This is a genomic window from Actinoplanes sp. CA-252034 (assembly GCF_050956125.1).
Taxonomy (GTDB): Bacteria; Actinomycetota; Actinomycetes; order Mycobacteriales; family Micromonosporaceae; genus Actinoplanes.
This window is the reverse complement of sequence record NZ_CP191846.1, coordinates 4,316,736-4,337,692: the sequence shown is the minus strand read 5'-3', so window position 1 is coordinate 4,337,692 and position 20,957 is coordinate 4,316,736. Positions and strand designations below refer to the sequence as shown.

At 69.9% G+C, this 20,957-nt stretch carries 17 protein-coding genes; 7 read left to right on the top strand and 10 right to left on the bottom strand.

Going from position 1 to position 20,957, the window contains the following annotated elements; translation table 11 throughout:
* Positions 1–249: 249 nt before the first annotated feature.
* Positions 250–729 (bottom strand): NADAR family protein, encoded by a 480-nt coding sequence (locus tag ACQPZW_RS19545; RefSeq protein ID WP_433796339.1) that lies wholly within the window; start codon positions 727–729, stop codon positions 250–252.
* A gap of 265 nt (positions 730–994) precedes the next feature.
* On the opposite strand from ACQPZW_RS19545, the gene ACQPZW_RS19540 reads away from it, so the two are divergent.
* A complete protein-coding gene (locus tag ACQPZW_RS19540) occupies positions 995–2,155 on the top strand; it encodes a glutathione-independent formaldehyde dehydrogenase (RefSeq protein ID WP_433796338.1) in 1,161 nt (386 codons plus the stop codon).
* A 1-nt stretch (position 2,156) separates the two neighbouring features.
* On the top strand, positions 2,157–2,732 hold the full coding sequence (locus ACQPZW_RS19535; protein WP_433796337.1) for a type 1 glutamine amidotransferase domain-containing protein: 576 nt from the start codon (positions 2,157–2,159) through the stop codon (positions 2,730–2,732).
* A gap of 55 nt (positions 2,733–2,787) precedes the next feature.
* Here the strand turns inward: ACQPZW_RS19535 and ACQPZW_RS19530 are convergent, their stop codons facing one another.
* Positions 2,788–3,900 (bottom strand): hypothetical protein, encoded by a 1,113-nt coding sequence (locus ACQPZW_RS19530; RefSeq protein WP_433796336.1) that lies wholly within the window; start codon positions 3,898–3,900, stop codon positions 2,788–2,790.
* 337 nt (positions 3,901–4,237) lie between these two features.
* On the opposite strand from ACQPZW_RS19530, the gene ACQPZW_RS19525 reads away from it, so the two are divergent.
* Together ACQPZW_RS19525 and ACQPZW_RS19520 are read left to right on the top strand one after the other, a co-directional pair.
* On the top strand, positions 4,238–4,780 hold the full coding sequence (locus ACQPZW_RS19525) for an SRPBCC family protein (RefSeq protein ID WP_433796335.1): 543 nt from the start codon (positions 4,238–4,240) through the stop codon (positions 4,778–4,780).
* Positions 4,777–5,952: a zinc-dependent alcohol dehydrogenase gene (locus ACQPZW_RS19520; RefSeq protein ID WP_433796334.1), complete on the top strand. Its 1,176-nt coding sequence runs from the start codon at positions 4,777–4,779 to the stop codon at positions 5,950–5,952. The genes ACQPZW_RS19525 and ACQPZW_RS19520 overlap by 4 nt, the downstream gene beginning before the upstream one ends.
* An 81-nt stretch (positions 5,953–6,033) precedes the next feature.
* Here the strand turns inward: ACQPZW_RS19520 and ACQPZW_RS19515 are convergent, their stop codons facing one another.
* Positions 6,034–7,029, bottom strand: coding sequence for an AraC family transcriptional regulator (locus ACQPZW_RS19515; protein ID WP_433796333.1), 996 nt, complete (start codon positions 7,027–7,029; stop codon positions 6,034–6,036).
* A gap of 232 nt (positions 7,030–7,261) precedes the next feature.
* Between ACQPZW_RS19515 and ACQPZW_RS19510 the strand changes: the two genes are divergently transcribed.
* Entirely contained in the window at positions 7,262–9,544 is a 2,283-nt protein-coding gene (locus tag ACQPZW_RS19510; RefSeq protein WP_433796332.1) for a putative bifunctional diguanylate cyclase/phosphodiesterase, read from the top strand.
* Positions 9,545–9,581: 37 nt separating this feature from the next.
* On the opposite strand, the gene ACQPZW_RS19505 is transcribed toward ACQPZW_RS19510, so the two are convergent.
* The 5 genes from ACQPZW_RS19505 to ACQPZW_RS19485 form a co-directional block, all read right to left on the bottom strand.
* Positions 9,582–10,961, bottom strand: a complete 1,380-nt coding sequence (locus tag ACQPZW_RS19505) for a M20/M25/M40 family metallo-hydrolase (protein ID WP_433796331.1) — start codon at positions 10,959–10,961, stop codon at positions 9,582–9,584.
* A gap of 135 nt (positions 10,962–11,096) precedes the next feature.
* Positions 11,097–11,489, bottom strand: coding sequence for a hypothetical protein (locus ACQPZW_RS19500; RefSeq protein WP_433796330.1), 393 nt, complete (start codon positions 11,487–11,489; stop codon positions 11,097–11,099).
* Positions 11,490–11,574: 85 nt separating this feature from the next.
* Positions 11,575–12,633 (bottom strand): magnesium transporter CorA family protein, encoded by a 1,059-nt coding sequence (locus tag ACQPZW_RS19495; RefSeq protein ID WP_433796329.1) that lies wholly within the window; start codon positions 12,631–12,633, stop codon positions 11,575–11,577.
* A gap of 850 nt (positions 12,634–13,483) precedes the next feature.
* A complete protein-coding gene (locus ACQPZW_RS19490) occupies positions 13,484–14,551 on the bottom strand; it encodes a DICT sensory domain-containing protein (protein ID WP_433796328.1) in 1,068 nt (355 codons plus the stop codon).
* Between the two features lie 126 nt (positions 14,552–14,677).
* Positions 14,678–15,424, bottom strand: coding sequence for a YqjF family protein (locus ACQPZW_RS19485; RefSeq protein ID WP_433796327.1), 747 nt, complete (start codon positions 15,422–15,424; stop codon positions 14,678–14,680).
* A gap of 207 nt (positions 15,425–15,631) precedes the next feature.
* On the opposite strand from ACQPZW_RS19485, the gene ACQPZW_RS19480 reads away from it, so the two are divergent.
* Both ACQPZW_RS19480 and ACQPZW_RS19475 read left to right on the top strand, forming a co-directional pair.
* Positions 15,632–17,740 carry a glycosyltransferase gene (locus tag ACQPZW_RS19480; RefSeq protein WP_433796326.1) on the top strand — a complete coding sequence of 703 codons (2,109 nt, stop codon included), beginning with the start codon at positions 15,632–15,634 and terminating at the stop codon, positions 17,738–17,740.
* The gene (locus tag ACQPZW_RS19475) at positions 17,737–19,035 is read left to right on the top strand and encodes a nucleotide disphospho-sugar-binding domain-containing protein (RefSeq protein ID WP_433796325.1); all 1,299 of its coding nucleotides are present in this window, start codon (positions 17,737–17,739) and stop codon (positions 19,033–19,035) included. The genes ACQPZW_RS19480 and ACQPZW_RS19475 overlap by 4 nt, the downstream gene beginning before the upstream one ends.
* A gap of 100 nt (positions 19,036–19,135) precedes the next feature.
* Here ACQPZW_RS19475 and ACQPZW_RS19470 read toward each other — a convergent pair whose 3' ends face one another.
* Both ACQPZW_RS19470 and ACQPZW_RS19465 read right to left on the bottom strand, forming a co-directional pair.
* On the bottom strand, positions 19,136–19,960 hold the full coding sequence (locus ACQPZW_RS19470) for an ABC transporter permease (RefSeq protein ID WP_433796324.1): 825 nt from the start codon (positions 19,958–19,960) through the stop codon (positions 19,136–19,138).
* Positions 19,957–20,877 carry an ATP-binding cassette domain-containing protein gene (locus ACQPZW_RS19465; protein ID WP_433796323.1) on the bottom strand — a complete coding sequence of 307 codons (921 nt, stop codon included), beginning with the start codon at positions 20,875–20,877 and terminating at the stop codon, positions 19,957–19,959. The genes ACQPZW_RS19470 and ACQPZW_RS19465 overlap by 4 nt, the downstream gene beginning before the upstream one ends.
* Positions 20,878–20,957 lie beyond the last annotated feature (80 nt).

Genomic DNA, 20,957 nt, shown 5'->3' with positions numbered 1-20,957 from the left:
GGGATATTGCGCGGCGATCAATGCCGCATCGGCGACGGCTCGTCAGGCGTCGGAAGAAAGCGGGGCGTCCTCCGGCGCTTTGGCCACCCATTCCAGGACGCCGCCGACCATTTCCATACGCGCTTCCGGCGAACTCTCCTAGAGGTCGATGAGAAAGTCTGCGACGTCGTCGTTGGTCGAACGGCGCGACGTCTGAGGCACTCTCGGCTCCGGTGAGCTCCCCCGTTCTCTGGGCCATTGTCATGCCGATCAGCGGACGCCGCGATGACCCTTGTCGCCGATGTTCGCCTGGTCGGCGCAAAGCCGGGTACGGGTGCGCATCAGGATCCGGCCGAGCATGTTCCTGCCGACCCCGGACCGGCCACGTCCCCAGTAGTGGTCGGTGTCGGTGTCCTCGACGATCTCCTCGTCACCGGTGCCCAGCAGGACCGCGCGGATGTCGGCATGGGCGGCGAACTTGGCCGCGACCGCCCGACGCATCACGTCGTCCTTGACCCGGTCCCAGTCACGGCGCAGCGGCCGGGACCGGTCGCGACCCGACTGCGCGGCGCGTAGCGGCGTGGCCGCGCGGCGGATCAGGTCGCGATGGCGGGCATCGGCGAACTTCTGCGCCTGGAAGTAGTGCTCCGACGTCGGCCACCAGTGGCCGTCCAGATCGAAGCCGTGCGCGGAGAAGTTCGAGAAGCAGCCGTACGGAACCTCGTCGGCACCGTAGAAGTAGATCGTCACCAGAGCCTCGGAACGGAAAAGGTCAGGATCCGCACCGTGCCACGGTCACCGGCAACGCCGCAACCGAGTTGCCGCTCGACCTATTTCCTGTACTCGGTGTCGACAAGGGCGTGGTCTGTGTATCGGTGCCGGTGTTGGATCCGGCACGCGGGGGCCGAGTCGACGCGAAAGCTCATGTCGACTTCGGGCATTCCGTCGAGTGTATTCAGTGGAGAGCCTGGCCCGATTCTGGGCGAAGAGAGGTGTCCGCGACGAGGAGGTAGTGATGAAGGCAGTGGTTTATGAGGGTCCGCGGCAGGTGAGCGTCAAGGATGTTCCCGATGCGCGGATCGAGCGGCCGACCGATGTGCTGGTGCGGATCACGTCGGCGAACATCTGCGGCTCCGATCTGCACATGTACGAGGGGCGAACCGATTTCGAGCCCGGTCGGTGGTTCGGACACGAGAATCTGGGTCAGGTGGTCGAGGTCGGCAGCGGCGTCGACAAGGTCCGGGTGGACGACTGGGTGGTCCTGCCGTTCAACATCTCGTGCGGGCATTGCAAGAACTGCGAGCGTCAGCTGACGAACTATTGTCTGACCGCGCAGCCTGAGCCGAAGATGGCCGGTGCGGCGTACGGCTTCGCCGACATGGGCCCGTACGGCGGCGGGCAGGCCGAACTGTTGCGCGTGCCGTGGGGTGATTTCAACTGCCTGCGGCTCGGAGAGGACGCCGAGCAGCGCCAGACAGACTATGTGATGCTCGCCGACATCTTCCCGACCGGCTATCACGCCACCGAGATGGCCGGGGTGAAACCGGGCGACCAGACCGTCGTCTACGGCGCCGGCCCGGTCGGGCTGATGGCCGCGCTCTCGGCGACCATCCGGGGAGCGAGCAAGGTGATGGTCGTCGACCGGCACCCCGACCGGCTGCGACTGGCCGAGTCTATCGGCGCGATCGCCATCGACGACTCCAAGGTCGATCCGGTGGAGGCCGTTCTCGAGCAGACGATGGGACTCGGGGCGGACAACGGCTGCGAGTGCGTCGGATACCAGGCGCACGAGCCCGACGGTCAGGAGCAGCCCGAACTGACGATGAACCGGCTTGTCGCCTCGGTGCGCTTCACCGGGAGGATCGGCAACGTCGGCGTCTTCGTGCCCCAGGACCCCGGGGCCAGTGACGAGTTGGCCAAGCAGGGCAAACTCGCCTTCGACTACGGCATGTTCTGGTTCAAGGGCCAGCACATCGGCAGCGGCCAGGCCCCGGTGAAGAAGTACAACCGGCAGCTGCGCGACCTGATCGCCGGCGGCAAGGCCGAACCGTCGTTCATCGTCAGCCACCAGCTGCCCCTCGACCGGGCGCCGGAGGCCTACGAGCACTTCGACAAGCGCGACGACGGCTGGACGAAGGTCGTCCTGCACCCGGCGACGACAGGGACAGGTGCCTGACATGGCCACGAAGCTGGACGGACGCCGGATCGCCCTCCTCGCCACCGACGGGGTGGAACGGGTCGAACTGGAGCAGCCGCGGCAGGCGCTGGACGACGCCGGCGCCCGTACCGTCCTGGTCTCCATCAACGGTGGCGAGATCCAGGCCCGCGATCACGACCTGGAGGACGCCGGCACGTTCCCGGTCGACCGGCTGGTCGGCGAGGTCTCGGTCGACGACTACGAGGCGTTGCTGCTGCCGGGTGGGACGGTGAACCCGGACAAGCTGCGCATGGAGCCCGCCGCGGTGCGGTTCGTCCGGGACTTCGTCCAGTCGGGTAAACCGGTCGCTTCGATCTGCCACGGCCCGTGGAACTTCGTCGAGGCCGACGTCGCACGCGGGCGCCGGCTGACCTCCTGGCCCAGCGTGCGCACCGACCTGCGCAACGCCGGTGCCGAGGTGGTCGACGAGCCGGTCGTCACCGACGGCAACATCACCACGAGCCGGTCACCCGACGACCTGCCGGCCTTCTGCGAACGCATCGTGCAGGAGTTCGCCAAAGCCCCGCAGCCCGCCGGCGCCGCGGGCCGGGTATGACCTGGTGGCCGGTGAGAAGGCACCCGGCCCCGATCCGGGTCGGCGGGACGCCGGGTCACCGGTCGTCGTCGGCCCGCTCGGAGGGTTCGGGATGGTGTCCGTAGGCGGCGGTCCGGACCGTCGCCTCGTCCTCCAGCCCGGACCCGATCGCTCCGCCGACGGTGGCCAGCGAGCTGATGATCCAGGTGAGTGTCAGATAGTCGGAGGCGTGGGCCGGCCGTTGCAGGGTCTGTTCCAGTACTGAGGTGTCGATCAACAACGCCGCGGCGAGCAGTGTCCCGATGAACAGCACGACATAGGACACTGCTGTGGCCAGCGCGAGGGTGAGGATCGTGCCGAGGTTGAACATCCGTGCCATCTCGGCCGGTGTGTCACCGTCGGGCTTCTCCCACAGGTCGTGGGCGATGATCAGCCAGGCCACCAGTCCGGACAGCCCCAACAGCATGATGACGGCGAGGCGCCAACCGCCGAGCGCATCGCCCATCTGCCAGATGGTGCTGGTGGTGAGCGCGAACGCGGCCGTGCCGAACGCGCCCACCAATAGCTTGGACAGGCCGAGCAGCGCGCGGCCCGGCCGGTTGGCTCTGACCATTCCGGTCAGCAACCGCGCCCGCCCGGCTCCCCGTGAGGCGACGTACCGCACTTCTCCGGCGTCGTCCTCGCCGATCACCCGCTTGATGACAGCGACCCGGCTCGTCAGGTTCTCCGGTGCCCATCGGCCCAGCGGTCGCGGATGGACGGGTGTGTCGGCGAGCAGGGCGCCCACGATGTCCGGGACAACCGCGCGGACGGTTCGTAACTGGCTCAGGCCCAGCGCGGGCAGGGACACCATCGCGGCTCGGCGCCGGGTGGAGACTTGAGCGATCAGTGGTGTCCGGTCGGTTTGCAACGGCAGATCGGTCAGGCAGACCGCGACGTCCCACTGGTCCTCGGTACGCCGTCGGGCCAGATCGTCGAGCAGTGACTCCGCGCCGCCGTCGCGAGGCGGCGTCACCTCACCCCAGCCTTGCCGGACCTTCCATCGCACTTCGGCGCCCACCTGCTCGGCGAGCAGGGTGGCGAGCTCGGCGGCGAGGCGCCCCGTGACCCGCGCGGGGTGGTCGGGTGGGGTGGCGACCAGCCCGACGACGATCTCCGGACGGTCGTGGTGGTGATCGCTACGGGTCATTGCAGCTCCTCGCCGGCTTGGGGACGTGTTCCAGTGCCGGCGCTTTCCCCATCGCCACGCATACATACCCCGGTGTACCGCCGATGCCGCCGGAGTTGCCGGCGCCGTCGATCGCCGCGTGGCGTGAGTGGACCGCGAGGAACGCGAGGGCCAACGCCGACCAGGGCGGTTTAGGCATTTTCTTCGCGGGAAGCCGGGTCTGGACCAGCCGCACTCCCGGTCACGTGGGCAGGGTCCGGTCGACTACGGAGGTCGGCGCAAGAGCGTCTGGGTGTGAACCCAGGCCGACGAAACCGGTGTCGCGCCGACGGTGCGGGGCGTACGCGAAGGAGGACCCATGGAGTTGACGGCGACAACCACCATCCGTAAGCCCGCATCCGAGGTGTACACCTACTGGCGCGATCTGGAGAACCTGCCGACGTTCATGGCGCATCTCGAGCAGGTCCGCACCACCGGTGACCGGACGAGTCATTGGATAGCCGACGCTCCGTTCGGCAAGAACGTCGAGTGGGACGCGGAGATCATCGACGAGGTGCCCGGCGAGAAGATCGCGTGGCGGTCGACCGGGAACGCCGACGTGCCCAACGCAGGTACGGTCCGGTTCGTCCCCGCCCCGGACGGCGTCAGCACCGAGGTCCAGGTCGTGCTGATCTACGACATCCCGGGCGGCACGATCGGCAAGGCGGTCGCCAAGTACTTCGGCGAGGAACCGCACCAGCAACTCGACGACGATCTACGCCGGCTCAAGCAGGTCCTGGAGACCGGCGAGGTGGTCCGCTCCGACGGCGCCCCGTGGGGCAAACGGGCCCGCAAGGAGTTTCCGCAGCGCCCGGCGCAGCCGCTGTCGGACGCCGACTTCGCGAAGGGAGCGGACGCATGAGGGCGAACACCTGGACGGGCCGCAACTCCGTCGAGGTCCGCGACGTGCCGGACCCGAGGATCCTCAACAAACGCGACGCCGTCGTACGGATCACCTCCACCGCGATCTGCGGCTCGGACCTGCACCTGGTCGACGGCTACGTGCCCACGATGCAGGACGGCGACGTCCTGGGCCACGAGTTCATGGGCGAGGTGATCGAGGTCGGCTCCGGCGTCCGCGCGGACAGACTGCGCGTCGGCGACCGGGTCGTCGTGCCGTTCCCCATCGCCTGCGGTGCCTGCGCCGCCTGCGCAGCCGAGCTCTACTCCTGCTGCGAGAACACCAACCCCAACGCCGGCATCGCGGAGAAGATGTTCGGCCACCCGGTCGCCGGGATCTTCGGATACTCGCATCTGACCGGTGGCTTCGCCGGCGGTCAGGCACAGTACGCGCGGGTTCCGTTCGCCGACGTCGGCCCACTCAAGATCGAGTCCGACCTGAGCGACGAGCAGGTGCTGTTCCTGTCCGACATCCTGCCCACCGGCTACATGGGCGCCGAGATGTGCGACATCCAGCCCAGCGACGTGGTGGCGGTCTGGGGCGCCGGCCCGGTCGGCCAGTTCGCCATGGACAGCGCCCGCCTCCTCGGCGCCGCGAAGGTCATCGCCATCGACAAGGAGCCCTACCGGCTGCAGATGGCCGAACAGGCCGGCCACATACCGGTCAACTTCGACGAGGTCGACGTACGATCGCGGCTGCTGGAACTGACCGGCGGACGAGGACCGGACAAGTGCATCGACGCCGTCGGCATGGAAGCCACCCACGGCAGCGCCCACATCTCCGCCTACGACCGGATCAAGCAGGCCGTACGGTCGGAGACCGACCGCCCGCACGCGCTGCGCCAGGCGATCATGTCGTGCCGTAGCGGCGGCGTGGTCTCGGTCATCGGCGTCTACGGCGGCTTCCTCGACAAATTCCCCGCCGGGGCGTGGATGAACCGGTCGCTGACCCTGCGCACCGGCCAATGTCACGTCCAGCGCTACATGAAGCCGCTGCTACAGCGCATCGAACGCGGCGAACTCGACCCGACCCGGATCATCACCCACACCCTGCCGCTCGACGACGCGGCACGCGGCTTCGAGATGTTCAAGAACAAGCAGGACGACTGCGAGAAGGTCGTCCTCAAACCCTGACCGCCGTGGTATCCGGCCACCGCAGCGGCGGAGGCCTGACACGATCTGCAGCTGCTCTGGCACGGGCAGCGGCAGATCGTGTCACGCGGAGGCGTTGAGTGTCTGGGACGGTGTCACGCCGAACCGATCACGGTAGGAGCCCGCGAAACGTCCCAGATGCGCGAAGCCCCAGCGGTGCGCGACGTCGGCCACCGTCGTCCGGCCGGGCTCCGCCTGCCGAAGCTCGTCGTGGGCGCGGTCGAGCCGGACCTGCCGCAGGTACGTGGTGGGCGAGAGGCCGACGTATCGCTGGAAGCCGGCCTGCAGCGCCCGTTCGCTCACGCCGGTGCTGTCGGCGAGTTTGGCGATGGTGATCGGCTGCTCGGGATGGCTGTGCAGAAGGTCGATCGCCTGGCGGATCGCGCGGGCCGCTGGATAGGGTCTGCCGGGTGTGGCCAGCCGGTCCCGGTACGGGTGGTCGCTGGCGAGCAGCAGACCTCGCAGGAGTACCTCCTGTAGGGGTTCGGCGAGCAACGGGTTCTGTGTCAGGCCGCGGTTCTCGCCGAGCGCGTCCGAGGCGAGCGTACGGACCATGTTGGTCCAGGTACGGCCCGGCCCGTGAGACTGATCCAGCCGGCGGCCGAGTAGAATCGGTGAACCGACAGGCGTGTCGAGCATGCGGGACAACTGCATTTCGAGGGCAGCGCGGTCGATCTTCACTGCCAGGAGCCGGCAGTCGCCGGTCCACCGGTGCAGGACTGTGTCGCCGACCGGCTGGAACACCGCCCCGCTGGTTTCGGTGGCGACCCGCGGCTCATCCCTGCCCTGCTGCCATTCGAGCCGGCCGGACAGGATCACGTCGACGTGGTAGGCGCCGAGCTCGTGCAGCCTCAGCTTGAGGTCCGTGCCGAAACGCACGTCTCCGATCGTAACCGGGCCGAGATTGGTGACCCTGAGCTGTGTGTCGAGATCCTCGGAGGGCTCCAGCATGTCGACGAAATTGGAGTAGAAGTGCTCGGCGAGCACCACCCGGGTCTCGTCCAGGTCAGAGCTGTGCAACGTGACAGGGCAGGCCCCGTCGACATCGTACCCGGACATACTGCATCACCTCGACATTATTATATCGGTAGCCGGATCGCGTTCCTCTTCTATGTGAGCAATCGTGACGCCACATTCTCTGAGCTGCCGGAGGCCATCCCTGGTTCGGGGATCATTCGGCTATCCGGATTCCGAAGGCCGCGATCCGATTACCGTAGTGAGCTGCTCTACATATTGCGAATGACCTCGTATTCGGGCTCAGATTCCGTCGTAATGGGGCCGATTGCTTGTCGTGGGTTCTACGCGGATATGGAGCTGGTGGCTCGCGGCCGGTGTGCTGGCGACGACTGTGTATTTCCTGCTGCCGGCCTCCTCATTCGCGGCGAGGATCTGCTACAACGTCATCGGCTTGGCGGCCGCGGGGGCCCTCCTCATCGGCGTGCGGCTGTACCGGCCGCGGCGCCCCGGCCTGTGGTACTGGTTCGCGGCCGGACAGGTTCTGGCGGTGCTCGGCGACATCACGTACGACTATTACCTGTACGGCATGGGCAGCGTGCCGTACGCCTCGATCGCCGATGTCTTCTACCTCGCCTCCTACCCCTTGCGATTCATAGGTCTCTTCCTGCTGTCGCGCCACCGGCAGCCGGGCGGCGAGATCGGTCGCCTCATCGACGCGGCCATCGCCGCCATCGGGCTCGGTCTGGTGCTATGGACGTTCGTCCTGCATCCGACCGTCGCCGACGGCTCGGCCCCGGCCCTGGCCCGCGTGATCAGCACCGTGTATCCCGTAGCGGACCTGTTGTTGTTGGTGATGCTGGCATGGCTTTTCACCGATCGGCGCGGCCGCACCCCCAGCAGCAGGCTGCTCAACGCCGCAGCGGCGACACTGCTGGCCGCGGACACCAGCTACTCGGTGATGATCGTCTACTTCGATGCCGACCCGTTCGCCCTGGACGCGATGTTCATCGCCTCCTCGCTGCTCTGGGCAGCGGCCGCCCTACACCCGACGATGGCGACGGACACCGGCGGCGTACGACTCCCGAGCACCGAACACAGTGTGGCCCGCTTGTGCGCGCCGGCCGCATGCTCGCTACTCGGACCGGCGCTGCTTCTTACCCCCTACGCCGGGAAGAACACCCTCAACAGCACGGTCATCGCCTACGGCACCATCGTCCTCATCGTGCTCACCGTCGTCCGGATGGCCCTGATCCTGACGCAACTGAAAACGCAGTCGCACGGCATGGAAGAGCTCGCCATGCAGGACGAGATGACGGGGCTGGCCAACCGGCGACGATTCGAGAGCGCACTGCGCGCCGCGATGGCCGACGGATCGGCACAGGTGGCGTTGCTCGGGTTGAACGGCTTCAAGAACGTCAACGACGAGCTCGGGCGCTCGGTCGGCGACCGTGCCCTCTCGTCGCTCGCCCGTCGACTGGCGCGGACGGTGCCGGACGACGCTCTGCTCGCCCGCATCGGCGGCGACGAGTTCGCTGTCCTGCTCCCCGGCAGGAACGCCGCGGAAGCCGGGGCCATGGCCACCCGGCTCGCCGCCCAGCTGCGTGAACCCGTTCACGCGTGCGGCCACGATCTGCTCGTGGGCGTCGGTATAGGTCTCGCCGGCGGCGAGCGCGGCGACCCGATGGAGGTGTTGCGCCGGGCCGAAGCGGCGATGTACGCCGCCAAGCGGGCCGGGCAGGCGTACCGACGTTGGGAGCCGGCCATGGACGAGCAGTCGACGGGGCACGCCAGGCTCGGCGCCGAGATGCGGATCGCTCTGGACACCGGTCAGTTCCGGGTGGTCTACCAGCCGATCGTGGCCTTCCCGGAGGGCCGGGTCGCCGCTGTCGAGGCGCTGGTGCGCTGGGAACACCCGCATCGGGGCACGGTCAGCCCGGGGCAGTTCGTGCCGGTGGCCGAGCAGAACGGGCTCATCGTCGAACTCGGTGCGTGGATCATGCGGACGGCCTGCCGGCAAATGGCACAATGGCGGGCCGAACTCGCCGGCAGCGCCCCCGACAAGATCAGCGTCAACGTCTCCGCCCGGCAACTGGTCCGGCCCGACTTCGCCATGACCGTCGCCGACATCTTGGCCGAGACCGGCCTCTCACCGCACCACCTCGCCGTCGAGGTCACCGAGACCGCCGTCTTCGAGGGCGGCCAGGCGGTGACGACGCTGCACGAACTGCGGAAGCTCGGCGTACGGATCGCGCTGGACGACTTCGGCACCGGACACTCGTCACTCGGCCTGCTACAGACGGTGCCGGTCGACATCCTCAAAGTCGACAAGTCGTTCGTCGACAACGTCACGGAGGCCGGCCGGCACAGCGTGATCGCCGAGGCGCTCATCCGGATCAGCACCGAGCTCGGCATGACCGCGGTCGCCGAAGGTGTCGAGACCGCCGAGCAGGCGGACGCGCTCCACCGGCTCGGCTACACGCTGCTGCAGGGCTACCACTTCAGCCGTCCCGTCGCCGAGCCCGATTTCGGTCGACGGCCCATCGCAGCCGACGGCGTGCCGACTGCAGCCGTCACCGCTCAGACGCAGCCCAGCCTGCAGGCCGCCACCATGCGATGAACGTGGCAAGCGGCTGCCCTCCCCCGCCGGGACAGGGTCAAACCGAGGGAAGCCGGTCCCAGAAAGCGGCCAGGGTGGCCGCGCCGGCGAGCAAGACGTCGATCGAGACCCGCTCGTTGCTGTCGTGCCAGTGGTCCTCCGGCAGCCCGGTGCCGAAGTACACCACCGGCGCGCCGACGCCCTCCGTCAGCCAAACCGCGGGGCCACCGCCGGCGTTGCCCATCCGGCCTGCCGGTCGCCCGAAACCCTCCTGCATGGCCTCCGCAAGAGCGACGACCGCGGGAAGGTCCTCCGGTGTCCGATAGGGGTCCTGCGCCGTCTCGGGTGTCACGGTGAGCCGGTGGTCGAAACGCTCGCTCACGGTGTCGGCGACCCACCGTCGCAGTTGCTCCGCGATCTCGGCACCGGTCTGATCGCAGACGTACCGGATGCTCAGATCAGCCGTGGCGAGCGACGGCACCGCGGCCCGCGACGGCCCGATCGGATCACCGCTGATCATGCTGGTCACCTCGATCGCGGGCCGCGTCCACAGACGTTCCAGCACCGTGTACCCGGCCTCGCCACCCACGCTGCGGGTCCGGGATCGCTCCAGCCAGTCGGCGTCGCTGTAGGGCAGCGCGGCCAACTCGTCGCGGAACCGCTGCGACGGCTCCACCACACTGTCGTAGAAGCCGGGCACGGTGATGCGGCCCTTGTCGTCGTACAACTGCCCGAGCAGCCGGCTCATCTCCAGAACCGGGTTGGGTGCCGGCCCGGACACCGCCCCGCTGTGCACGTCCTGCAACGGCCCCAGGATCTCCAGCTTCGCCAGCATCGTGCCGCGCATGCTCACGCACACCGCCGGATGGTCCGCCCGCCACATCAGTGTGTCGGAGAAGACGATCAGATCGGCGCCGACCCGGTCGCGGTTGTCCTGCAGCAGCTGCCGCAGGTGCGCCGACCCGGTCTCCTCCTCACCCTCCACCAGCAGCTTCAGATTCACTGCGGGATTGGCGCGGCCGGTGGCGGCCAGATGAGCCCGGACACCCCACACGTGCGCGAGAGCCTGTCCTTTGGCATCCGACGCACCACGCCCGTACAGATACCCGTCACGGACCTTCGGGTCGAACGGCGCGGTCTCGTCCCACTCCTCGTCCTTCGCGGCACGTACGTCATGATGGCTGTAGATCAGGACCGTGGGCGCGCCCGGTTCGGCACACCATTCCGCGTACACCGCCGGGCTGTCCTCGGTGTTCCAGACCTCCACCGACGGAAAGCCCGTCTCGCGCAACGCCGCCGCCAGCCAGTTCGCCGACCGCCGCAGATCCACCAGATGCTCCGGGACCCCGGCGACGGACGGTATCCGAACCAACTCCGCGAACCCGGCGACCACGGCATCCCGATGATCGGCCAGGAAACCCCGCACACTCGTCGTCACTGGTGATCCCCCATCCGCCCCGGCGGGCCTCCGCTCGTGCAGGCCGACGATCGCCTGCCGTGCGGCCGGCTACCCAGGAACTGATCGGTCATGCCTGCCCGAGGGCGACCATCGCTGCCGCCTTTCCGACGACCGTCAGCCGCGCCGCCCTCGCTCCTCGGCCACTGCCCGATCGGCGTCCGCGGCCCGGCGGTGCTCCTGCGCCCGAAGCCGATGCACGGCGACATCGCCCGTATCGGCATCGGCGAGCTGGTCATGCATCACGGCAGCCTCGTCGTGAGCACGCGCCGAGAAGTCCGCCGCCGTCGCGGCCAGCTCAGCAGCCAGCTCTGCCGCGCGCCGGGCCCGCTCGAGCCTGTCCCCCGCCACATCCGCCTGCTCACGATCGGAGCCCCGGCCACGACGAACCTGCTCTTCCAACTCGGCACGTCGCGCGGCAAGCTCCTCCACCCGAGCGCCGGCTCCTTCTGCCCGCCGGTGAGCCTCGTCGCCGCGCTCGTCAAACCGGCCATGGCCGTCAGCGGTCATGGCAGCAGCCTACGCCCGCCACCCATCCGCCTTCGAGGCGAGATCTATCCTTCAAACGTCGATCTGACGGCGAGTGCCGCCGGCGTCACAGCCAGCCACGCCTCTTGAAGGCCCAGTGCAGCGCCATGCCCGCCAGGACCATCAGCACCACGGCGAAGGGGTAACCGAACATCCACTCCAGTTCCGGCATGTGGATGAAGTTCATCCCGTAGACCGCGGCGACCAACGACGGCGCGAAGAAGATAGCCGCCCACGCCGAGATCTTCTTGACCTCCTCGTTCTGGGCATAGCTGGCCACCGTGAGCTCCTGGACCCGATCGTTCTGGGTCTGGCCGACCACGGTGGACCGCAGGGTGAGCAGGCTCTGGTAGAAGTCGATCACGCCCTGCAGGTACTCGCGTTGCCCGTCGGTGATGCGGCGCACCCTGGTGAACCGGTCGGCGATGTCGTCGACGGATCCTCGATGGCCTCCGGGAAGATCCGCCACCTGAGCCAGGTGGGAATAGAGGGCGCCACTGAGCGCGGCCATGGTCCGCACCGACAGCAGGCCGTGCCGGGCCCGGAACAAATCGGTCAGAAACGCCTCGGGCTCGGCGACCTGCCCGCCGGTCACCTGCTGTTCCAGCGCCCATACGTCGGCAGTGACGAGTTCGACGTACTCCTCCTGGTTGCGGATCAGCGCTGCCACGACGGCATGCGACAACGCGGCCGGGCTCGCCGGGCGCAGCCGGCCGTTGGCGAGACGCTCGCGCACCGCGCGGGTCTCACGTTCGGCCGCCGCCTCTGACACCGCCGGATTGTTCGGGCCGTGCACGGTCACCAGGTAGTTGCCGCCGATGAACTGGTCGAGTTCCAGGTAGTGCACATGCCCGCGCTCGCCACGCTCCGGAGCGTGCAGGACCACGAAGACGTGGTCGGCGTAGACGTGCATCTTGGGCACGCGGTTACGTTCCCGGATGTCCTTGACGGCCAGCCGGTGGAACCCGAACGTCTCGGACAGCACCCTGACGGCGTCGTCATCGCAGTGCGGGATGTCGACCCAAACGAAGCCGGCGTCCTCGGCGAGGAGCCGGTCGAGGTCGTCGACGGTGTGCCCGACGGCGCCGCGGTCGTCGATCTTGAAGATGTACACGACTGCCAGCATGAGCCTTCCGGTCCACACCGACCGCTTCACCGTGGTGGCGGTGGCCGGCCTGGGCCGCCTGCGCGCACGGATCCGCCCGGCGGTCACCGTGCCTGCTGCTCCTGATCGCCGGCGCCACCCGCGGCGACCGGGGTCCGCCGCCGCCTGGGCACCCTCTAGAGAGCTTTCGGAATCAGGGTCTGCGCCGGCGTCGGCCGGCCATGGCTCAGCCAGGTCATGACGTCGCCGGAAGCCCGTTCACGCCGCGGTTCACGAACTGGTCACCGAGACGTCCGCTGCCCTTGCCCGGGGGACTCGTCACCAGGACGCTCCCTGCCTTCGCCGAGACCTTCGCCGAGGACGAGCACGAGGACAGGCGCACACGAACACCGATCGTGCGACCCCAGCCACGCCCCCACGACCACCAGCGCACACGCAACCCCGATCGTGGGCTTTCACCAACGCCAGGGCGACGACCAGCGCACACGCAACCGTTACGTGTGCGCCCATCACCGCCGGCGACCACGGAGAAGATCGACTACACGGACTACCGACACGCGTGGGCCGGGTCGTCGACGCTGGTACGGACTGCTGGCACGCGGTGGCCGGGTCGTCGACGCTGGTGTCGCGCCGCAGTCGCACCCGAGCAGCGGTTCGGGTGGGCACAAGGCCCATCGCCGGAGCCGTCCGGTGCACCCGGTAGGGGAACCCGGGCTCGGCCACCGACCGCAGACGGCGGCGACAACATCCGAACCCGCCAGGTAGACCGGCCGGGGCGGCGGCGACCTGGCACAGACCCTGACCTCGGAAGCTCCCTAGCGTACAGGCGGGGCCTTGACGCCCGTGCGGTTCACGGTCGGGAGCGGAGGCGTCAGGCGCCGTCCAGTTGCGCGACCGGTACGCCGGACCGCTCGGCCCACAGCAGCGCCTCCCGCAGTTGTTGCAGGGGCAGCGGACGTTGCCGACTCACCGTCACCACCACGTGCGCACCGGCCGACAGGAACGGGTTGTGCCGACTGGCGTCCGCAAGGTCGCCGTGTATCCGGTGCGCCAGTTTCACCGCGTCTGCGTAGGTCAGCGCCGGCAGCAGGAGCAGGAAGTCGTCGTCGCCGAGCCGCGACAGCCGACCGGTCTCGGTGAGCGCTGCCGTCAGCACACCGATGAGGCCCTCGTTGCGTAGCGCGCCGCTGCGGCGTCCGGTGTGCTGCGGCAACTGCTGCGCCTGCGGTACGCGCACGGCCAGCAAAGCCATCGGCAGGGTGCCGGACGCGGTCACCCCGGCCGCTCCGGACCACCGCCGGATCTCCTCGTCGCCGGTCACCGCGGGCCGGTCCTGTGCCGCGGCTATCCGACTACGCGCCTCGGCCAGGCGGCCGGAGGCCCGCTCCGCCTGTTCGACAAGGAGCGCGACGACGGCGTCGGCCCGGCTCTCCCCGGCCGCCGACGGCACGTCGCGGACATGGGCCACGACGTCGGCGATCCGGTCCAGTGCCTGCGGCGCCAACCGGTCGGCCATGGCGTCACGCAGGCGCAACGCCTCATGCAGTGCGTCGTCGCGCCGCAGGCTCCACCACCCGTCGAACAGCCGGCCGGCTTCCAGCGTGTCCTCCGCCGCGCTGACCTGCTCGCGGTCGTGGGCCACCAGCACGGCACCGAAGCGTGGCGTGAGTACGACCAGCGTCCATTCCCGCGCGAGCGGCTCGTCCTCACCGAGCAGGACGACATGCGGGCCGGCCGGCGGCTCCGGCGGACGGTCGGCGGCCAGCCCGACGACCGTGACCGCGGCCAGTTCAGCGATACGCTCGTAGGCTCGGCGCTCACGCTCGAAATAGGGCAGTCGCTGGAACAGGGCGACGACCAGCATCGGCCCGTCCTCGGCCGATGCTTCGGCGGCCCTTTCCAGGGCGTGCGAGACACCCACCAGGGTTCGCTTGGTCATGAGCTTCGGGCTTCGGCGATGCGGCACGCCCGCAGCCTAGCGGCCGGTGACTGTCAGGACGCCCGACAGGAACCGGCGACTGAATGAGGCGTCGCGGCGGCTGTTCGACCCCGGCTCGCCGCAGTGTCAGGCCGCCGGTGCGGGGCTCCGCCGGTACGGGCCGAAGACCACCGGTACGCCCGGGGAGTACAGGACGCTGTCGGGCGGTGTGTCGAGACCCGGGAGGCCGGCCGCCGTCAGCAGGGAATCCTCCAGGTCGAGCAGCTCGGCACGGTGCAGCGGCCAGCGCGGGTGATCGTTGGCCAGATGCCGGGTGGCTCCCCAGGCCCGGGTGTGCAGGCCCCATCGGGCGGTCAGGAAATGCTCCAGCGCGGTGGGCGACGCGATCGGCTCGCCGACCCTGATCCGCATGCGGCTGGCCGCGGGCCGCGGCCCCGGCCACCGACGGCGGGAGACGTAGGCGAGCTCGTCACCGTGGCGGGTCAGGCGCATCCGCGCCCACATGTAGGGCAACCCCAGAGCCACCCGCGCCACCAGTACGGGAATCAGTCGCTCCGCCTCCAGCGAGCGGAACACCACAGCCCGCCGTCCCTGCGCGTCCACGCTGTAGAGCCGCACGTTCGTCTCGTAGAACGTCCCGAGGTAGGGCACGGCGACGCCACCGAGAAAGCCGATCCGCTCCATCCGGAACCCGATCAGGCCGGCATAGGTGACTCCGTCCAGCACGTCCGGCACCGTGCCGGCCGGTAGCAGCGGCGCCACCCGTGCCGGGTCCACCGCCCAGTGCAGGAACGCGAGATCGGTCCAGCGCTGCCCAAGCACCGCTCGGGCCACCGGGCGGACCGTCTCAGTGGTGATCTCCTCCACGTCCATGCCCCCATGCTGCTCCGACGTCCCGCAACCGTTTCCTCCGGGGCGGTCACATCGACGGTGAGGCCCACCCTGTCCACCCGGACACGTCACCGGCCCGAGCGCGCCGCACCCATGCCGCGACACCCGCCGCCTCGGTGTGGGATAGCGCACTCCTTTTCGCGACCGCGCTCTGCATCCAACGACCGCCGCGCGAGCGAATGCAGGATTATGACGCCAACCGTCGACGCCGTCCTGCACGAGGTACGCCACAGCGCCTCCCTGCTCGATGTCCTCCGTGACGATCACGGTCTCGCCGATGAGGCAGCCCGGGCCCAGGCGCCGGCGGCGATGCGGCAGTTGACCGCGGCCGTGGAGGGACCCGACGAGCTGGCCGCTCTGGCCGCCGTGCACGCCATCGGAGCGGTCGTCGACGACGAGGCCGACGCCGTACTCTCCCGGCTGCTGTCACATCCGCGGTCCTTCCTACGCGAGAATGCGGCCTGGGTGCTTCAGTCGCGTCTGCCGCGGCTCGACGCCATCGACCGCCTCATCCGGGTCGTCGGCACCGGCGGGTTCTCCGGCATGCTCGCGCAACGGACCCTGGAGAGCTGGGGTGCTCCCGCCGGCGACCACATCACCGCCGCTCTGCTGAGGGCTCTGGCGGGGACGAACGACCCGCAGGCCCGGGCCCGCCTCGTCGAGACCCTCGGCCTGCTCTCCACCGAGTCGGCCGACCGGGCCGTACGCCTGATCGCCCTCGATCCTGGCGAGAGCCGGGCCACCCGGTCCCGTGCCGTGGCCGCTCTGGGCGACCGGCATGGCAGCCGATCGGCTGTTCAGGCGATCGAGTCGCTCTACGCCGAGGACGGGGAACTGGGGGCGATGGTCCGGCTGGCCGCCGCCGACCTCGGCCTGGTCGCCGCTGATCCACCGGCACCCGCCCGGCCGGGCCTGCGGATCGCCCAGCTCTTCCTGCACGCGGACATCGACCGGGAGCTCAGCCGGGCCGGCGCGGGGGACAACGGCGGCATCGCCACTCTCCTCCTCAGGCTCGGCGACGCCCTCGCCGCCCAGCCCGGCGTGGGCCGGGTGCTGACCATCTCCCGGGGTGCTCCGCAGAACGCGGTGGCAGCCCTGGCCCGCGGCGACGAGCACGTGCTGGCGCCCGTACCCCTGCCGGGTCCGGCGGTGAGCGCGGCCGACGCGTGGCCCGCCCGGGTCGCTGTACGCCGTGGCATCCGGCGCCTGCTGCGTGCCCATCGGGTGGACGTGCTCCACCTGCGGATGGCCGAGGTCGGCAGCCTGGCCGCGGCCGAGGTGGCGGCGGAGATGAAGATCCCGGTGGTCTTCACGCTCGCCCCCGACCCGCACGCGACCATCGAGGCCCTGGAACGCGCAGGCGGTCTGCGCCGCGACAACTTCGGCCTGATCGACGAACGGGAGCACTACTGGTTCCGGGCGCGGCTGGTGCAACGACTCGCGGCACAGGCCGACCACGTCGTTCTCTTCCCCCGCCCGCATCTGGCGCGCGACCTCGCATCGCTCACCGGCATCGACATCGACGGCGACGCCGGACGCTACAGCGTCGTCGCGGAAGGCATCGATGTGAAGATCAGCCGGGCGGCTGCTGCCGAGCTGCGGCGGTCGGCGGTCCCGCCCGCCCTGGCCGAACTGAACGTGCTCGTCGCGGCATTGCCGCCGCACCGTCAGGGACTGCCACTGGCGATGAGTGTCGGCCGCCTGCACCGGGTCAAAGGCATGGCCACCCTGGTGCAGGCGTGGGCCCGCGATCCGGCCCTGCGCGAGCGGTGCAACCTGCTGATCGTGGGCGGCGACCTGGCCGATCCCTCGCCGGACGAGCGGGAGCAGCTCGAGCTCATCGCCGGGGTGCTGCGCGAGCACCCCGAAGCCGCGGCGGGACTTCTCATGCCCGGCCACCGGCCCAACGACGTGGTGGCCCGGTGGCTCGCCGCGGCACACGTGGGCCACGCGCCACGGATCGCCGCCGGCGGCGTGTATGTGTGCGCCAGCCTCAAGGAGGAGTTCGGCCTCGCTCTGGTGGAGGCCCTCGCCGCCGGCCTGGTCGTGGTCGGGCCGGATACCGGCGGTCCGGCCACCTACATCGAGCACGGGGTCACCGGCCTGCTCGCCGGGGCCGGTGATCCGGACGAGCTGGCCGCCGCCTTCCGGGCCGCCCTCGAGCTGGCCGGCCGGCCCGCGCCGTCGCGGGTCGAGCGGGCCCGCGGCCGCATCAGCGACGGCCTGACCGTGGATTCCATGGCGACTACTCTGACGGGCATCTACGCGTCCGTGACGGCGGAGAGGCTTCCCCGATGACCCTGCTGGTGATCACCCCCGACTACGCCTCCCACCTGCTGCCGCTGGCCACCCTCGCCACCGCGTGGCACCTGGCGGGCGACCGGGTCGTGGTGGCGACCGGCCCGGCGACCGCCGCGCTGGTCGACTCGTTCGGTTTCGAGCGGAGCGAGCTCTCGCTCGGGCGCGGCTCCAACCCGGGCGTCATCCGGGCCGAGCAGCAGCCGGCCGGCGAGGACGACGCGTTGCGGGGCTTCTTCGCCGCGACGTACCGCGGGATGGTCGAGACGCTGCGCTTCCAGGCCGAGGCCCGGCGCAACGACCTGCTCTGGGAGCCGATCGACCGGGCACGGGCGGTGCTCAAGCTGGTCGAGCAGGTTCAGCCGGACCGGATCCTCGTCGACCATCTCGCCTTCAGCGCCCGGCTCGCCCTGACCGCGGGTGCCGTCCCGCACGTCGATGTCGTGCTCGGTCACCCGTCGGCCCTGCCCGTCGGTGACGAGGTCTACGGCTACCCGACAGCATGGCCGGCCGCATTCCATCCGTCCGAGGCCGAGCTCGCCGGATTGCACCGGATCTGCCGCACCGTACGAGACGAGTTCACCGCCGAATGGAACGCCGCGCTGCACGTGCTCGCGCCGAACGCCGTTCCCGCGACGGACGCCTTCACCGAACACGGCGACCTGGTGCTCTACAACTACCCCGCAGCGCTGCACGATCCGGCCCGTACGGCGCTGCCGGTGCCGCACGCGTTTCTCGGCTCGGCCGTGCGCGAGGAGTCTGTCCCGGCCGACGTCCAGTCCTGGCTGGATGCCGGGGACCGGTCGTTCGTCTATGTCAGCTTCGGCAGCTTCCTGTCCGCCCGGGCGGACGTACTGAGTACCGTCATCGCAGCTCTGCAACGCTCGGGCCGGCGAGTGGCGCTGGCCACCGGGTCGGCCGAAGGCCTGCCTCCCATGCCGGACACCTGGCTCGTCCGCCCCTACCTCCCGCAGACCGCCCTGCTGGCCAGGTCCTCGCTCGCCGTCACCCATGCCGGCAACAACAGCGTCACGGAGGCCCTCAACGCGGGGGTGCCGATGCTCGCACTCCCCTTCTCCACCGATCAGTTCGCGGGCGCAGCGGCGATCGAGACCGCCGGAGTCGGCGTGGCACTGGACCCGAACACGGCGACGGCGGACGACATCGCCGCCGGTATCGAGCAGGCCCTCGCGCACGCCCCTGCAGCGCGGGCGATCGGCGAGCGACTACGGCGTACCGCCGGGCGCGACGTGGCCCACACACTGACCCGCGACCTTCCCGTGCGGCGTCCCTGAAACCGGTGCCGTCCCTGGTGACGATGGCGCCGCCGTGCCGCCGGCGACCCGACGCCGAAGCTCCGCACTGCTTCGCGAGCCGGCGTACCTTCAGGGTTGCTCAGGCGTCCCGGCGCCGGAGCTGGATGGTCGCGAGGCTCAGCAGGATGAGGAGCCAGCAGGAGAAGACCACCGCGCCGACTGCCGGTGAAAGCAGGTCGGGATCGGCGCCGAGGCTCATGAAGGCCTGCCCGGCATTGGAGGGCAGATACGGCGTGACCGTATCGGACCAGCTTTCGGGCAGCAGCGACGCGACACCGGGCACGATCAGCAGAACGGCGACCACGGTGGTGAGCGCTGCGGCGATGTTGCGCAGCAGGAAGCCGAGGGCCATGCCGAGCACACCGACGCCGGCCAGGTAGCCGACCGTGCCGACGACCGCCCGCAGCACCCCGTCGTCGGTGAGTGAGATGCCCTTGTCACCGAGCACGGCTTGTGCGCCGAGGAAGGTCAGCAATGCCGTCGGTGTCAGGGCCGTCACCGAGACTCCGGCGAGCACGGCGACCTTGCCGACGAGAACCGGCCATCGGCGAGGCACGGCAGTGAGCGAGGAGCGGATCATCCCGGTGGAATACTCGCCGGCGACCAGCAGCACACCGAGGGTCCCGATGAGCAGTTGCGCCAGGTTGACGCCGCCCAAACTGGCGCCGAGCGGGTCCAGCGAGGAAGGGCCGCCTGGTGGGGCCGGGGTACCGGGTTCGATCGTGGTGCCGGCCAGGAAGGCGGAGAACCCGAGCCCGAGGCCGGCGAAAACGGCCACCGACGCGGCAAGCATGATCAGTGACGACCGTAGTGACCGGAATTTGATCCACTCGAAGCGGATCACCCGGGCGAGGGTGACCCGGGCAGAAGCAGGGATCCCCTCGGCGGCGGTTCGCGGCGTCATCGCGCGACCACCGGTGCGGTGCCGCTGTACTCGACGGTGTCGCGGGTCATGGACATGAAGGCCTCCTCCAGGGATGTCTCCGTGCTGCTGAGCTCGTGCAGGGTCAGGTGGGCGTCGGCGGCCCGGTCGCCGATCTGCTCGAGGCTCAGGCCGGTCACCTCCAGCAGGCCGGGTTCACCGCTGGTGACCGTCACGCCGGCGCCGACGAGCAGGTCACGCAGGGCGACGGCTTGCGGTGAGCGCACGCGGACGGTGGCCTGCGCCGCCTGGCGGGTGAACTCGGTCAGCGAGACGTCGGCGAGCAGGCGCCCCCGGCCGACCAAGATCAGATGCTCGGCGGTCTGTGCCATCTCGCTCATCAGATGGGAGGAGACGAACACGGTCCGGCCTTCGGCGGCCAGGCCTTTGAGCAGGTCGCGGATCCAGCGGATGCCGTCGGGGTCCAGGCCGTTGACCGGTTCGTCGAGCATCACCACCGCCGGGTCGCCTAACAGGGCGGCGGCGATGCCGAGCCGCTGTCCCATGCCCAGGGAGAAGCCGCCCGCACGCTGGGCGGCCACCTCGCGCAGACCGACCATGTCGATCACCTCGTCGACCCGGCGCGCACCGATGCCGTGAGTGGCGGCCAGCGCCAGCAGATGGTTGCGGGCGGAGCGGCCGGTGTGCACCGCCTTCGCCTCCAGCAGCGCGCCGATCTGGCGGATCGGATCGACGTGCTCGGCGTAGCGGCGGCCGTTGACCGTGGCACGTCCGCCCGTGGGTGCGTCCAGCCCGAGGATCATCCGCATGGTGGTGGACTTCCCGGCGCCGTTGGGGCCGAGGAAGCCGGTCACGACGCCGGGCCTGACCTGAAACGTCAATCCGTCGACGGCCGTCTTGTCGCCGTAGCGTTTGCTCAGCTCGACTACTTCGATCATGGATACCACGGTCGCCCGCGTAGCGCGCCCGCCGCATCCAGCGGCTGCGGGCTCCTGGGCGTACCGCGGCCGCGGTACTC

Excerpts from the sequence above, each read along its gene's own strand:
- ACQPZW_RS19540 (WP_433796338.1), top strand. The coding sequence starts at position 995 with ATGAAGGCAGTGGTTTATGAGGGTCCGCGGCAGGTGAGCGTCAAGGAT.
- ACQPZW_RS19490 (WP_433796328.1), bottom strand. The coding sequence starts at position 14,551 with ATGACCAAGCGAACCCTGGTGGGTGTCTCGCACGCCCTGGAAAGGGCC.
- ACQPZW_RS19530 (WP_433796336.1), bottom strand. The coding sequence starts at position 3,900 with ATGACCCGTAGCGATCACCACCACGACCGTCCGGAGATCGTCGTCGGG.
- ACQPZW_RS19535 (WP_433796337.1), top strand. The coding sequence starts at position 2,157 with ATGGCCACGAAGCTGGACGGACGCCGGATCGCCCTCCTCGCCACCGAC.
- ACQPZW_RS19515 (WP_433796333.1), bottom strand. The coding sequence starts at position 7,029 with ATGTCCGGGTACGATGTCGACGGGGCCTGCCCTGTCACGTTGCACAGC.
- ACQPZW_RS19525 (WP_433796335.1), top strand. The coding sequence starts at position 4,238 with ATGGAGTTGACGGCGACAACCACCATCCGTAAGCCCGCATCCGAGGTG.
- ACQPZW_RS19520 (WP_433796334.1), top strand. The coding sequence starts at position 4,777 with ATGAGGGCGAACACCTGGACGGGCCGCAACTCCGTCGAGGTCCGCGAC.
- ACQPZW_RS19475 (WP_433796325.1), top strand. The coding sequence starts at position 17,737 with ATGACCCTGCTGGTGATCACCCCCGACTACGCCTCCCACCTGCTGCCG.
- ACQPZW_RS19480 (WP_433796326.1), top strand. The coding sequence starts at position 15,632 with ATGACGCCAACCGTCGACGCCGTCCTGCACGAGGTACGCCACAGCGCC.
- ACQPZW_RS19470 (WP_433796324.1), bottom strand. The coding sequence starts at position 19,960 with ATGACGCCGCGAACCGCCGCCGAGGGGATCCCTGCTTCTGCCCGGGTC.
- ACQPZW_RS19495 (WP_433796329.1), bottom strand. The coding sequence starts at position 12,633 with ATGCTGGCAGTCGTGTACATCTTCAAGATCGACGACCGCGGCGCCGTC.
- ACQPZW_RS19485 (WP_433796327.1), bottom strand. The coding sequence starts at position 15,424 with ATGGACGTGGAGGAGATCACCACTGAGACGGTCCGCCCGGTGGCCCGA.
- ACQPZW_RS19500 (WP_433796330.1), bottom strand. The coding sequence starts at position 11,489 with ATGACCGCTGACGGCCATGGCCGGTTTGACGAGCGCGGCGACGAGGCT.
- ACQPZW_RS19465 (WP_433796323.1), bottom strand. The coding sequence starts at position 20,877 with ATGATCGAAGTAGTCGAGCTGAGCAAACGCTACGGCGACAAGACGGCC.